This window comes from Paenibacillus sp. NPDC056579, from assembly GCF_042793215.1.
Classification (GTDB): domain Bacteria; phylum Bacillota; class Bacilli; order Paenibacillales; family NBRC-103111; genus Paenibacillus_S.
On sequence record NZ_JBHTVD010000010.1, the window covers coordinates 179,409 to 192,627 of the forward strand.

The window sequence follows — 13,219 nt, forward strand, 5'->3', positions numbered from 1 at the left end:
AGTACGGTCAGCCTGTTCTGTGTACATCTTACTGCTCATCACAATATTTGGCAATCCATATTGGAGAGTTTACAGGGTGGAGGAGTTTTGAATCATCTGCCGGTAACGCGACGGACTCATTCCCTCCGCCTGATGGAAGGCGCGGCTCAGCTGGCTTTGCTCCCCATAGCCGACCTTCTCGGCGATTTCTTTTATCGTATACACAGAGTCCATTAACAGCGTTTTGGCCGTCTGGATCTTGACCCCCCTGACATATTCCATGGGCGGCATCCCCATCGTTTGCATAAACAAATAGCTGAGATGGCTTGGACTCAAAAAGACATGCTCCGCCAGCTCCTGCAGATTTAAAGGACGGCTGATATGATGGCGGACATAGTCGCAAACCTTCATGACCCGCTCCTCCAGACGGACCGGCTCCTTAGGAAGCCGATCCCGCATGACGGTCAACAATTGCTGAAGCCATTGGTATAACAGGCCCTGCAGCCCCAAGAATTGTGCTGAAATGCCCGTATTGATGATATAGGTGTGCTGGGGGCCGGAGCCGGGCGACGGACCTTCTTCCGTGATGAGCTCACCCAGCTGATCGAAGGACTCCAGTGCGGCCATCCATAGCTGGACCAGCTGCTCATAACCTTCTGAGGAAGAAGCTGCGTTCGACACCGTTGGAAGCCCATACACCGTAACCAGATCGGAATTACCGATCTTGAGATCGGCACACAGCGACAAGTAACGGATCGTCCGCTCCCCTTGGCGCGGCAGCAGGCTGAACGTCGTATTGGGAGGGAGCACGATCAGACTCCCTGCCGCGACTGAATGCTCTTCACCTTGAATGACCATAGCAATCGGTCCTTCCATTACAAGCCAGAACAACGTATAAGGAAAGCTCATCCGATGCACGGAATAGTCGGCCGTCTTCGGCATGCTGCGAATCCATCGTATTCTGAAGCGCAAATAGTCAATATAAAACGATTCATCCTTCAACGTGAACATGCCGGTCCTCCTTTACGCTGTTTATGGCAACAGCACTATTATACAGCAATCGCCCTTCTTCGAGTATGCCGCAAGACCGGCTCTATTCGGCGGTTGCCAGCTCCTGAATGACTTTATTGCCCTCATCCTCCGCTTCCCGGAGTGCGGTATTGACGTCTTTGGCCCCTTTCATCACCTCGCCGAACTTGGCGCTGACGACACTTCGAACCGAAGCATCGTAATAGCTTGGCTGCATCGGTTTGGCAGCTTTGGCTGCAAACATGGCCTTCACATTTTTACCGCTTGTAAAGGAGAGGTCGCTCGCGAACCGGCTGCGGATATCCTGATTTTTCAGCGTCGTCATCTTCCCGAGCTTCGTCTGGACCAGCTGTACTTCATCGGACAGCAGCACCTCGATAACCTGGAACGCCTCATCCTTATGCTTGCTGGTCGGAGAGATCGAATAGAACGGCGCGTTCAGCTGGATCCCGACCCCGGGCGCTTCGCGAAAAGAAGGCAGCGTCACCATATCCCATTGAAGCCCGCCCGCCATCGCCTCAGGCAGCACATTCAGCAGGTTGGAACCTGCCCACATCGCCGTTGTTTTATCCTTCAAGAACGCGGCATTGCTGAGCTTGGTCGTATCGTCTACCTTATTGTTGTCGATTTCATAAAACCGCTTCATCGTCGTAAACCATTGGAACCAGCCGTCGCGGTTAACCACAGCTTTTTTAGTCGCCGGATCGGCAAATGGAAGGGACAGCTGGTTGTTTTGAATGAAGAACGACTGATCCATGCCAAACCCGCGGTACTGTGCCCCATTGTCGGTTCTGCTCATCTGGCGGGTAAGATCGAGCACTTCGTCCCATGTCATCCCGTCCTTCGGATACCCGACTCCGAACCGGTCGAACAGGTCCTTATTGTAGTATAACGCCGCACCGTTGATCGTGTGGGGCATGAACGAGATTTGCCCGTCCGGACTGTTCGCTTTGACATTATCCAGCGCATCGGGATCCAGGCGCCCCAGATCGAATCGGTGACTCTTAATCAGCGGAGCAAGATCGCTTAGCAAATTCATCTTCTTCAGCCCGGTCAAATCGCCGAGCGATCCGTAAATAATGTCCGGCGTCTGCCCTGCCGTGATCAGATCGTTCAGCTGGCTTCCCTGCCCCTTCGGAACATAAGTGATCGTAATATGGGGATATTTCTTGGCAACGGGATCGCCGACAAACGTTTGAAAATCCTTCTCGGTAAAATTGGCCGAGGAAGCTTGGACGAATAGTGTCAGCGTGACCGGTTCCTTGCTTTCCGCTTGCTGCTCCCCCTTCTGCTCTTCAATCGCTGCCGCCTCCTTGCCCGAGCTGCAGCCCTGAAGCAGCAGCAGCAATACGGCTGTCGCAGCTGTATAACGAGTTTTGTTTTTCATAAGATATCTCCCCTTCAATACGGTTTAGAGAAAAAAAAGAGACTAACAACCTTGTAGGTAGAAGTCTCCAGTAGTCTGGTAGCAATCTGCAGCCGGTGCAAATTATTCTATGAAAATTGTTTATACGGCTGATCTATGCAGCCTGTCATTCCGTTTCCAAATATGATAGCTTTACCGCATCCAATCGAGCCCTTGCTCCCACTCCGCTCCGCCGGCGTTCGAACGGACAGCCCCCCGGGTGCTCCGGCCATTCCGAACATATGAGGAAAGCAGTACAGTCAGCTCTTTGACCACTTCCGGATGGCGGTCGTATACGTTCTCCGTTTCGCCGATGTCCCGGGACAAATCGTACAACTGGATCCGCGGAGACCCTTCCGGCTCCTGCCCCGGTCTCGGGCTGCTCCATCCTCCGGAGCCCGGACACAGCTCAAGCTTCCAGTCCCCTTTGCGGATAGAGAACGATCCGTCAATGGAATGATGCACAATAGCTTCCCTGAGCGGGCCTGTAATTGCTTCGCCCAGCCAAACCGGCGCATTGCTGATGCTGTCTTCGCCCGCATGCTCGGGTAATTCTACCCCCAGCAAATCCGCCATCGTGGCCATAAGGTCGACCAAGCATACCGGCTCGCTTGATACGGAGCCCGCCTTGATGCGATCGGGCCATTTCACCAGCAGCGGAACGCGGTGGCCTCCCTCGTAAATGTCCGCCTTCTGCCCGCGGAACACATAGCTCGGATTATGCCCGAGCTGAGCGAGCTCCGGATAATTCGCCTTCGGAGAGCAGCCGTTGTCGCTCGTGAAGACGACGATCGTATTGTCGGATAGACCGCGCTCCTCCAGCTTCCGCACAATTTGTCCGACGACATCGTCGCACATGAGGACGAAATCGCCGTACCGGTTCGTCCCCGATTTGCCCTCGAACTCGGCCGACGGCAAAATCGGCGTATGCGGCGCCGGCAGCGGGAAATAAATGAAGAACGGGGAATCCCCGGCGTTCTCGATCAGCTCCAGCACTTTCTCCGTGCAGCGCGGGAGCACCTCCTCATGCTGGAAGTCCTCCCCTGTCGGTCCTTCCCTCCAAAAAGCCATCTCCTCTTCCCCGCGTGTGATGCGGTTCGGCAAGGACGTTGCACGGTCATTCTCGATGTACACGTACGGCGGCATATCGAGAGATGCGCTGATGCCGTAATAATAATCGAAGCCGTGAGTGACCGGCCCGTTCGTAATAGGCTTGCTGTAATCGACATCTTGCGGCTCTTCGCCGTTTTTCGTCCATTCCAGTCCCAAATGCCATTTGCCGACAATCGATGTATGATAGCCTTCCTGCTTCAGCATCGAGGCTACCGTCATCCGGCCCTCCTCGATGAGCGGGCGGGAGTAACCGTTCGTGACGCCCTTCTTCAAGGCGGAGCGCCAGTTATATCTCCCCGTCATAATGCTGTAGCGGGACGGTGTGCAGACTGCGGAGCTTGAGTGACCGTCGGTGCAGATCATCCCTTCCCGGCCCATTTGATCCAGGTGAGGGGTCTTGATTTTGGAATTTTCGTTCAAGCAGCTAATATCGCCGTAGCCCATATCGTCGGCCAGAATATAAATAAGATTCGGCTGTTTCTTCTTGTCGGTTACGCTTGTCATGACCATCCTCCTGCGATCCGTTTTTGTTCCCTTGTTGAACTAACGCTTCCATATGTAACAAAATCATAGCATGCACGCACCTTGGAGCCCATGACGCCGCCGTTGATTTTTTTGACAAATCTTACGATTTGACTAGAAGAGGCAAAAGCTCGCCTTTTGCATGCAAGTCCCCTCCGCAAACGCAAAAAAGCCCGGCAAGAGCAGCGCTCCTGCCGGACCTGTTGCATCCGCCGATTATACGATAACGGACAAATCATGCTTTTGAAACACTTCGGCCATGGCTTGCTTCGCTTCCGCATCGTCTTGCCCGTGAATTTCGAGCTCATACTGCTGGTTGCCGAGCAGCGTGATGCTTAGGCCAAGGATACTCTTGACGTCAATGGCCCGCTCCCCGATTTTGATCACGATACTGGACTGAAACCGGTTGGCCGTCTGGTTAATTTCAACGATAGCCTTGGTCGGCATTCCGCCCATATGCTTCCCTCCTTTGCTTGCCTAGGTATGGCTCTTACGCTTACGCTTACACCACCATATTGGGTTCAGCCAACGATTAGCCTTCTTCATTGACGAGAACATGTTTGCCTCTCATCTTCAGTATGAGCGGAATCGTGACCCATAGCAGCCCGATGATCAGAAACACGAGGGAAACCGGCTTTTGCAGAAAAATCATGAAATCCCCGTTGGAAATCGTGAGCGCGCGTCTCATGTTGTTTTCCATCATCGGTCCCAGGATAAGCCCCAGCACCAGCGGTGCGAGCGGATAATCGTTCTTCGCCAGAAAATAGCCGATAATGCCGCAGCCCATGATCAGAAGCAGGTCAAAGGTCGAATACTGCACGGCATACACGCCGAACACCGAGAACACAATAATCAGCGGAATCAAATATTTGGTCGGCGTTTCGATCACTTTGGCGAACAATTTGACCAGCGGCATGTTTAGAATAAGCAGCATCAGGTTGCCGACAAACATACTTGCAATAACGCCCCATGCGAGCTGCGGATGATCCGTGAACAAGAGCGGACCCGGCTGCACGTTGTACATGATGAACGCACCCATCAAGATCGCCGTCGTCCCCGAGGATGGGATGCCTAGGCTAAGCAGGGGAATCATGGCGCCGCCGGATGCGGCATTGTTGGCCGATTCCGGAGACGCGACGCCCTCAATGGCGCCCTTACCGAACTTCTCGGGATTTTTGCTAATTTTCTTCTCGACAATGTAAGCGAAAAAGGAGGCCAGAATCGCGCCTGCTCCAGGCAGAAGGCCGATGAAGAACCCGAGCACCGAGCCTCTCGCGATAGGCGCCGCGCTGTCCTTCAAGTCCTTCTTCGTCGGCAATATGCGATGGATCTTGGCGATTTCTCCGTCGTTGCTTTCCCGCTCCAGGATCGTCTTGAACACTTCGCCTACAGCAAACATACCGACGGCAATCGTCAGAAACTCCAGCCCCTGATACAGCTCGGGCAAGCCGAATGTAAACCGCTCGACGCCCGATACGCTGTCGATCCCGATCGTCGCGAGCAGCAATCCGAACGCGGTCATCATTAAAGCTTTGACCATCGACTTGCCGGCAAGGCCGCTGATAGCCAGCAGACCCAGCACCATCAGCGAGAAATATTCGGCGGGCCCGAATTTGATAGCGACGGCCGACAACGGGCGGGCGAGAAAAATCAACCCCGCCAGCGATACGATCCCCGCTGCGAACGAGCCGATGGCCGAAATCGATAACGCGGCTCCCGCCCTGCCTTGTTTGGCCATTTGGTAACCGTCCAGCGTCGTGACGACGGATGAGGATTCTCCTGGCGTGTTAAGCAAAATCGATGTCGTCGAGCCGCCGTACATCGCGCCGTAATAAACGCCGGCCAACAAGATGATGGAGCTGGTTGCCGCTTCCTCGGGACTCAAGCCGCTCGTCATCGTCGCCGTGATGGGTATCAGCAAGGCGACGCCGCTCATCGGCCCGATGCCCGGCAGTACCCCGACTACGGTCCCGATCAGCACGCCTACGAACACAAAGATGAGGTTTTGCCATTGCATCGCTGTGCCTAATCCATGAAGTAAATATTCCATTGTGTTCACAATAATAACCTCCTGCAAGCTTTTGCTTAAGCCAAGCCAAAAGCTGTCTTCAATCTACGAAAGGCCCAGCCATTCCGGAAAGCCGGGAAGAGAGCCGTCCAGCACGTGAACGTACAAATAGTAGACCCCCAAGGAAAATGCAGCGGAAATCACTAGCGAGATGATCATTCTTCCTCTCTGCATTGTTTGGAAGCCGACCATCAAGAATAGAAAGGTTGATAGAACGAAGCCGATAGGCTCCAGCAGCAAAGCATATAATACCGCCGCCGTGAAAATAATGCCGAAGCGTTTGTAATCCAGCTGCTGCTTTTTCCTGGCTTCTTTCTGCTGATTGCGAAATGTCTCATAAATAAGCCGCAAGCTCAAGAGAGCGAGGAAGGAGCCGAGAATCATCGGAAAGATGTTGGCTCCTACGTTACTGCCGTAAGCGCTGGTCGAGATGCTCCTGCTCCCGAACACGAACGCTATGCCGATGGCGAAGAATACGATGCCGGAATAACGGTCGAACGTTTTATTCATTCCTTACCATCTCCTTATTTCTGCATGCCCAGTGCCGTCAAGATGTCTTTAACTTGCGTTTCTTGTGCCGCCAGGTACGCTTTGAAATCGTCCGATTTCTTGTAATCGGTCTCCCAGTTGTTCGCCTGCACTTCTTTTTTCCATTGCTCGGAATCGACCATTTTCTTCAAAGCTTCGTCCCAGAACTTTTTGGCGTCGGCGCTCATTTCTTTGGGACCGAAAACACCGCGCCAGATCAGAAACTCGGCGTCGACTCCCTGCTCCTTCATCGTAGGAACGTCCTTCATGCTGCCGCCAAGACGCTGGGGTGCGGCTACGGCAAGCACTTTGATCTTGCCTGCTTTCACGTATTGATCAAGCGACGATGCATCGGTTCCGATTACATCGGCATTGCCGCCAAGCAGCGCCGTGATCGCCTCGCCGCCTCCGTCATAAGACAAGTACTTTACTTTTTTCGGATCGATGCCGTATTTGAATGCCGGTAAAATGGATACCAGATGGTCCATGGAGCCCGGCGCGGAGCCTCCTGCTACGGTCAGCTTCGTTGGATCCGCCTTCATATCGTTCAAGAGCGATTTCAGATCGTTGTATTTGGAATTGGCCGCTACGGCGATGGCGCCGTAATCTTTGGTTAATTGAGCCAGCGGAGTGGTATCCTTGTAACCGAACGGTGTGTTTCCTTCCTTCTTCAGGTTGTTAATGAGAATCGGAGGCGAGTTGACGAACAGCTTGTAGTTGTCTTTCGTATCCTTGTTCGCGTATTCGGCCATGAATACGGCGCCGCCGCCGCCCGGTTTGTTCTCTACCGTAATAGGCTTCTCTACGGCTTTCGTCTCGGTCAGCACCTTGGCTACCGTACGGGCTGTCATATCCCAGCCGCCACCTGCTCCTGAAGGCGCTATAAGGCTGATCGCTCTTTCCGGATATTTGGATTGCGCCGAACCGCCTTTATCGCCTCCGGCCGCCGGCTTGGCGCTGTTGCCGCCGCTGCCGCATGCCGCCAGACTGAGCGCCAGCACGCTGATTGCCGTTACTTTACAGGATGCCTTCCATACATTGTTTATCATGAGAACCCCTCCGTTATAATGGTCATTCCATTCATTTTTGTATACGCTTTCTTTGAAGCGCTTTCAGAATAACACCGGAATAAGGAATAGGAAAGTTTAACAAAATTAAATGTAATAACGCCTTTACGGGCATTTTGTTCATATTGTTCACGGCACGCTGCGCCGGTCGGAACTCAAAATGACAGCGCTTTATGTTACAATGATGTAACTCATCTTTTGGCAAGGAGGCACCTGTGGATGCGGCTAAAGCTTCGATTGCAAACCAAGCTGATTTTGATCATATGTACGCTTCTTGCCCTTGTCATCGCCAGCATCGGAGGCATCTTCAATTACGTCATGTCGTCCGTCCTTGAAGATCAGATCGGCACCCGAGCGCTGAAAGTCGCCGAGACGATAGCCGGCATGCCCGAAATTCGCCAAGCCTTTTATCAGCCGGACCCTTCCGCTATCATTCAACCGATTGCCGAAAGCGTCCGCGAGACAATCGACGCCGAGTTTATCGTCGTCGGCAACCGGGAAGGCATACGGTATGCCCATCCCCTCCCCGATCGCATCGGCAAGGAAATGGTCGGGGGCGATAACGGGCCGGTGCTGGAAGGAAGGTCCATCATCTCCAGGGCGATCGGCTCCATGGGTCCTTCCTTGCGCGGCAAAGCTCCCGTATTCGGTAATCAGGGCGAGGTCGTCGGCATTATTTCCGTCGGCTTTCTTACCGAGGATATCGATTTGATCACCGAACAATATCAATCGCAAATCGAGTGGGTCTCGCTCATCGCCCTTGCCGTAGGCATGGCCGGCGCGACGTTGATTGCGCGCAATGTGCGGCGCTCCATCCACGGTCTTGAGCCTGAGGAGATAGGCGCTCTTTATACGGAGAAAAAAGCGATTCTCGAATCGATCCACGAAGGCATTATCGCCGTAGACCGGCAAGGAATGATTACGATGGCCAACCGCTATGCGCTGCAGCTGCTGCAGCTGCCTGAAGACGCTACGATTACCGGGCGGCATATCGAAGAGCTGATCCCCAATACGCGATTGAACGAAGTCGTTCGGACCGGTCAAGCGGAGGTCGACCGCGAAATGCTGCTGGGCGATCATGAAGTAGTGGTCAACCGGGTGCCTGTCGTTGATAGAAACTCCCGCGTTACCGGCGCCGTCTCAAGCTTCCGGAGCAAGTCCGAGCTGTACCGGCTGGCCGAAGAGCTGTCCCAGGTCAAGCGGTTTGCGGAAGCGCTGCGAGCGCAGACGCATGAGTTTTCCAACAAGCTGTATGTGATCTCGGGGCTAATCCAGCTTGAATCGTACCAGGAGGCGGTTGAGCTCATATCCCGCGAAGTCGATGTGCATCAAAATTTCGTGCAGTTCATTATGCGCGACATTCCCGATCCGATGATCGGCGGACTGCTGATAGGCAAATATAATCACGCCCAGGAGCTGAAGCTCTCCTTCGAGATCGATCCGCAAAGCTCGTTTCGCGATATTCCGGATACGATTGACCGGAACTTGCTAGTAACGATCATCGGCAATTTGATCGATAATGCGATGGATGCCGTTCTGGCATGCCGCGATAAAGAAGTGAAAAGCGTCGTGCTATTTTTGACCGATCTGGGGGAAGATTTAATCATTGAATGCGAGGATACCGGCGTCGGTATTCCGGAGGAAGCCCGGAACGCCGTATTCGAGAAAGGCTTCTCTACCAAGGAAGGCGAGCATCGCGGCATCGGTCTTGCGCTTGTGCTGCATGCCGTACGCAAATTGAACGGGTACATTACATTTCATAACAGCCCGGTCGGGGGAACGATATTTACCGTTGCGATTCCGAAAAATATGGAAGGGGGCAACCCGGATGGAGGATAACCGCAGGATGCCTGCCGTGGAAGTGCTCATCGTAGAGGATGATAGCCGGATTGCGGAGATTAACCGGCGCTTTATCGAAAAGGTCGAGGGCTTCCAGGTTATCGGCATCGCTACCGACGAAGCGCAGGCCAAAGAACAGCTCGATATTTTCAAGCCGGATCTGGTGCTGCTCGACATTTACTTGCCCAACGCCAACGGCTTGGACATTCTCCGCTTCATCCGCCAGCAATACAAAGAGACCGACGTCATTATGATCACGGCGGCCAAGGAAGCCGACCCCATTCGCGAAGCCGTACGCGGCGGGGCGTTCGACTACATTATGAAGCCGCTCGTATTCGACCGGATGCAGGAGACGCTGCTCCGGTATCTGGAATTTCGTCGCGAGATGACCCGCCTCAATGACAGAGGAAGCTTGAATCAAAGCGACGTAGACCGGCTGCTTTCAGGGACGATGAAGAAGGAATCAGGCCCTGAAGAGCCTTATTTGCCCAAAGGGATCGACAAGCTGACGCTGGTCAAGGTCGTTCAAGCCATCTCCAATGCCGGCGACGGTTTGACAGCCGACCAGATCGCGAAGCTTATCGGCGTAAGCCGGTCAACGGGCCGCCGCTACTTGGAGCATTTGGTCAGCCTCGGCGACGTTTATGCCGATCTGTCCTACGGCGTCGTCGGGAGGCCTGAGCGGGTATACCGGAACAAAAAGCAGACGTGAAAAGGAGCCCGGAAGCGGAGCCTATGCCGTCACACAGACAGGAACTTTCGCCTCTCCTTCGCCGAAAGTTCCTGTTTGGCATGTTTACTTTTTGTTCGTTTTCGCCCACTCGTCCAGCTGCTTCTGCTTCTCGGCAATGACTTTATCAATGCCGGCCGCCTTAAGAGCGGCGTTAAATTTGGGCAAATTTTCGTCAGGATCCGACGTCCCGGTTTCCAAGCCCATCGCATACTGCTTAACAACGTTGTTAATGGCTGCGATTTCGGTTTTCACCGGATCGGGATTGTACATGAATCCTAGCGCAGCGGATTTCTTGGAGCCTTTGTTGAACTCGGCCATCTGCGACCAAATTTGCGGATCGTCGGTCGCCCACGGGTAGGACAGCAGCTGATTGCCGAACATCCACCCCTGCCGCAAATTATAGCCGCTTTTGGAAGCGTCGACTCCGGGCGGAAAATCGATCGTTTGGTTCGCATTTTTCACATAATGCTTCCCTTCGATTCCCCAATGGAGCAAATTGACGATGTCTTTATCCGAATACATCAGGTTCAGCATCATCATCGCCCGGTCCTGATCCTTCGTATTGGCGGAGATACCGAACATCGCGTTGGTGATGGCTACCGTATCCGTCTTCGGCTGGGAAAACCGAACGTCCGTCAAAGGCACGCCGATCCGCTGCGAGGTTTGGGTATTGATTCCGGGCTTGCCTTTGCTCATTACGGCGAAGCCAACGTTGGCCTGAATATAGTCTCTTCCGGTTTGCGTGCTTGTGGCCGCATCCTTGGCGATATACCCGGCATTAAACCATCGCCGCATCGTTTTGACCAATTTGATATATTCGGGGGTTTCGTACATATTGACCACTTTGAGATTGTCGAGGCTGGACAGTACGCCTATGGAATCGCCGAGGGTATCGACGGTTGTGATGATGGGCGTATAAGCAATGGAGGCTCCGGCACTCGCCTTGCCGAGGACGGTCACGTTCGGTTCATTTTTCTTGATCGTATCGAATATGGGGTCCATATCATCGAGCGTTTTTACCTTGCTGACATCCAGGTTGTACTTGGTTAACAAATCCGTCCGGACAAGCATACCGGAGTAGGATGCAAAATCCCTTATACTCGGTACGGCATAAGTTTTGCCGTTAATCTTCGAGGCTGCCAGCACTTCCGGCTCGAAAGCTTTAATAATATCCTGCCCGTGCTTCTTCAGCAGATCGTCCAAAGGCAGCAGCTGTCTTTGCGTAACCTCCGTCACAAACTCCTTCTCTCCGGTAAAGAGCAGGTCCACCTTCTCGTTGCCGGCGAGCATAAGAATTCTTTGCTGCTCCCAGGCTGCGGGCTCGATCCGGTTCAGCTTCACCGTGGCATTGATCTTCTGCTTCGTAATCTTGCTTATTTCCTCCTCCACCAGCTTCAGATCCTTCTGGTTGCTCCCGTAAAACAAGATGGAAAGCTCATAAGGAGCAAGCGCGCTGCCGCCCGGTTCCGTCGCGGTTTTCCCCGCAGGAGCACCTGAATCGCTGCAGCCTGCAATAAGGATGCTGGCTGTCAGCAGGATTGCCAACAAAGGATAACACATTCTTTTGATCATATAACGACCTCCTGATCGGTTTGGTTAAGTTATCAGGCTAGAACTGAATAGAGCTTTATCCTTTGACCGCTTGAGCTGTTATAAGTTCGACGGATACCGGTCATAATAAACGGCCGGTACCCGCGAAATACTGCGGAACGCTTTTTAGGCCGATTTCGGCTTAGGCTCCGGTTCCAATTCCGATCTCCTCACCCGAAGCCACATGATCAGGAAGCCCAGCACACCGACGATGGAAATGATGGTGCAAATCTCATACAACGTTCTCGGCCCGAGCTGATCGAACATCCACCCGCCGACCAAGCCGGCGATAATTCCCGATATACCGCCCCATGTCAAGGCATAGATGGCCTGGCCTGTCGCCCGGTATTCGCCGGGGATCAGATGCGCCGATAAGCTGGTGCCCAGATAGTAATAGCCGCCGAAGGTTATACAGTGCAAGATTTGAATGAACACGATGTGCACCGGCCCGCCGACCACGGACATCAGCAGCCAGCGGATGACGAATAATACGCTGATGGCCGCCAGACAGCCGAACATGACCCGGGTCGATTTCTTCAAAAACTTATCGAACAGCAGGAAGACGGGAATCTCGAAGATGGCGGATAAAAAGACCGACCAGCCGATCAGCTCCTTCGAGCCTCCCAGATTGGCGATATACAGCGAAACGAACGTCTGATTGATCGAATTGGGCACGGATATCAATACGCCTAACACGACGAAGACGAAGAAGATTTTACTTGAGAACATCACTTTCCAATAGCTTTGCCTCTCCGCTTTCGGTTTCGGAGTCCCTATGTTTCCTCTAGGCAATCCGGCGGTGAACAGAAGCGAGACAAGCATCATCGCACCGTACAATATCCACAAATTCAAGATGCCCATCCGGCTGATGACCGGACCCGCCAGCACGGCGATAATCGCCCATCCCAGCGATCCCCATAAACGGAACGCACCGAATTTGTATTTCGTTCCTTCAATCGCGTTCAGGATCAAGCTGTTGCTCTGCGAAAACGTCGGGCTGTTAAAGAAGAAGAAAACGAGCATCAGCATGAAGATGACGGCATAATCCCTGACCTGAAAGACAATAATGGTAAATAGAAGATTGCCGATTAACAGCATCATCAGTATTTTGCGGACATTTTGCAGCCGGTCGCTCCAATAGCCCCAGAACGGATTCGCGAAAATGGAGATGAACGGACCTCCGGCCATGACCATGCCGATCTCTATTTTGCTAAGTCCGATTTCCTGGAAATAAAGCGGAAAGAACGACGACAAGATAGCAATGGTGCCATACAGAAAAAAGTTAAATCTCTTCAAGGTGGCTAACGATTGAGCATTAGCGCCTGCTGCAGGAGCTGCCATTGGAT

Annotated in this window: 11 protein-coding genes; 2 read left to right on the forward strand and 9 right to left on the reverse strand. The window is 53.2% G+C overall.

Annotated features, from left to right (window positions below; translation table 11 throughout):
- Nucleotides 1–69 precede the first annotated feature (69 nt).
- From ACFQ88_RS30625 to ACFQ88_RS30655, 7 genes are all read right to left on the reverse strand, one after another.
- Nucleotides 70–990: an AraC family transcriptional regulator gene (locus ACFQ88_RS30625; RefSeq protein ID WP_379460299.1), complete on the reverse strand. Its 921-nt coding sequence runs from the start codon at nucleotides 988–990 to the stop codon at nucleotides 70–72.
- Between the two features lie 82 nt (nucleotides 991–1,072).
- Nucleotides 1,073–2,395 carry an ABC transporter substrate-binding protein gene (locus ACFQ88_RS30630; protein WP_379460301.1) on the reverse strand — a complete coding sequence of 441 codons (1,323 nt, stop codon included), beginning with the start codon at nucleotides 2,393–2,395 and terminating at the stop codon, nucleotides 1,073–1,075.
- Between the two features lie 171 nt (nucleotides 2,396–2,566).
- Entirely contained in the window at nucleotides 2,567–4,030 is a 1,464-nt protein-coding gene (locus tag ACFQ88_RS30635; protein WP_379460303.1) for a sulfatase family protein, read from the reverse strand.
- Between the two features lie 234 nt (nucleotides 4,031–4,264).
- Nucleotides 4,265–4,504, reverse strand: a complete 240-nt coding sequence (locus tag ACFQ88_RS30640; RefSeq protein WP_239634146.1) for an HPr family phosphocarrier protein — start codon at nucleotides 4,502–4,504, stop codon at nucleotides 4,265–4,267.
- Between the two features lie 76 nt (nucleotides 4,505–4,580).
- Nucleotides 4,581–6,098: a tripartite tricarboxylate transporter permease gene (locus tag ACFQ88_RS30645; RefSeq protein WP_379460470.1), complete on the reverse strand. Its 1,518-nt coding sequence runs from the start codon at nucleotides 6,096–6,098 to the stop codon at nucleotides 4,581–4,583.
- A 63-nt stretch (nucleotides 6,099–6,161) separates the two neighbouring features.
- Nucleotides 6,162–6,626 (reverse strand): tripartite tricarboxylate transporter TctB family protein, encoded by a 465-nt coding sequence (locus ACFQ88_RS30650; protein ID WP_379460306.1) that lies wholly within the window; start codon nucleotides 6,624–6,626, stop codon nucleotides 6,162–6,164.
- 14 nt (nucleotides 6,627–6,640) lie between these two features.
- Nucleotides 6,641–7,693: a tripartite tricarboxylate transporter substrate binding protein gene (locus ACFQ88_RS30655; protein ID WP_239634143.1), complete on the reverse strand. Its 1,053-nt coding sequence runs from the start codon at nucleotides 7,691–7,693 to the stop codon at nucleotides 6,641–6,643.
- Nucleotides 7,694–7,930: 237 nt separating this feature from the next.
- Here ACFQ88_RS30655 and ACFQ88_RS30660 point away from each other — a divergent pair, with 237 nt between their 5' ends.
- Entirely contained in the window at nucleotides 7,931–9,550 is a 1,620-nt protein-coding gene (locus ACFQ88_RS30660; RefSeq protein ID WP_379460308.1) for an ATP-binding protein, read from the forward strand.
- Entirely contained in the window at nucleotides 9,540–10,262 is a 723-nt protein-coding gene (locus ACFQ88_RS30665) for a response regulator (RefSeq protein ID WP_239634141.1), read from the forward strand. Before ACFQ88_RS30660 ends, ACFQ88_RS30665 begins: the two co-directional genes overlap by 11 nt.
- An 84-nt stretch (nucleotides 10,263–10,346) precedes the next feature.
- On the opposite strand, the gene ACFQ88_RS30670 is transcribed toward ACFQ88_RS30665, so the two are convergent.
- Nucleotides 10,347–11,855, reverse strand: a complete 1,509-nt coding sequence (locus ACFQ88_RS30670) for an ABC transporter substrate-binding protein (RefSeq protein ID WP_239634140.1) — start codon at nucleotides 11,853–11,855, stop codon at nucleotides 10,347–10,349.
- A 144-nt stretch (nucleotides 11,856–11,999) separates the two neighbouring features.
- Complete coding sequence (locus tag ACFQ88_RS30675; protein WP_379460311.1) at nucleotides 12,000–13,214, reverse strand: MFS transporter; 1,215 nt, start codon at nucleotides 13,212–13,214, stop codon at nucleotides 12,000–12,002.
- Between the last annotated feature and the right edge of the window lie 5 nt (nucleotides 13,215–13,219).

Coding starts and splice junctions, on each gene's coding strand:
- ACFQ88_RS30675 (WP_379460311.1), bottom strand. CDS start 13,214: ATGGCAGCTCCTGCAGCAGGCGCTAATGCTCAATCGTTAGCCACCTTG.
- ACFQ88_RS30665 (WP_239634141.1), top strand. CDS start 9,540: ATGGAGGATAACCGCAGGATGCCTGCCGTGGAAGTGCTCATCGTAGAG.
- ACFQ88_RS30635 (WP_379460303.1), bottom strand. CDS start 4,030: ATGACAAGCGTAACCGACAAGAAGAAACAGCCGAATCTTATTTATATT.
- ACFQ88_RS30655 (WP_239634143.1), bottom strand. CDS start 7,693: ATGATAAACAATGTATGGAAGGCATCCTGTAAAGTAACGGCAATCAGC.
- ACFQ88_RS30640 (WP_239634146.1), bottom strand. CDS start 4,504: ATGGGCGGAATGCCGACCAAGGCTATCGTTGAAATTAACCAGACGGCC.
- ACFQ88_RS30645 (WP_379460470.1), bottom strand. CDS start 6,098: ATGGAATATTTACTTCATGGATTAGGCACAGCGATGCAATGGCAAAAC.
- ACFQ88_RS30650 (WP_379460306.1), bottom strand. CDS start 6,626: ATGAATAAAACGTTCGACCGTTATTCCGGCATCGTATTCTTCGCCATC.
- ACFQ88_RS30670 (WP_239634140.1), bottom strand. CDS start 11,855: ATGATCAAAAGAATGTGTTATCCTTTGTTGGCAATCCTGCTGACAGCC.
- ACFQ88_RS30660 (WP_379460308.1), top strand. CDS start 7,931: ATGCGGCTAAAGCTTCGATTGCAAACCAAGCTGATTTTGATCATATGT.
- ACFQ88_RS30630 (WP_379460301.1), bottom strand. CDS start 2,395: ATGAAAAACAAAACTCGTTATACAGCTGCGACAGCCGTATTGCTGCTG.
- ACFQ88_RS30625 (WP_379460299.1), bottom strand. CDS start 990: ATGTTCACGTTGAAGGATGAATCGTTTTATATTGACTATTTGCGCTTC.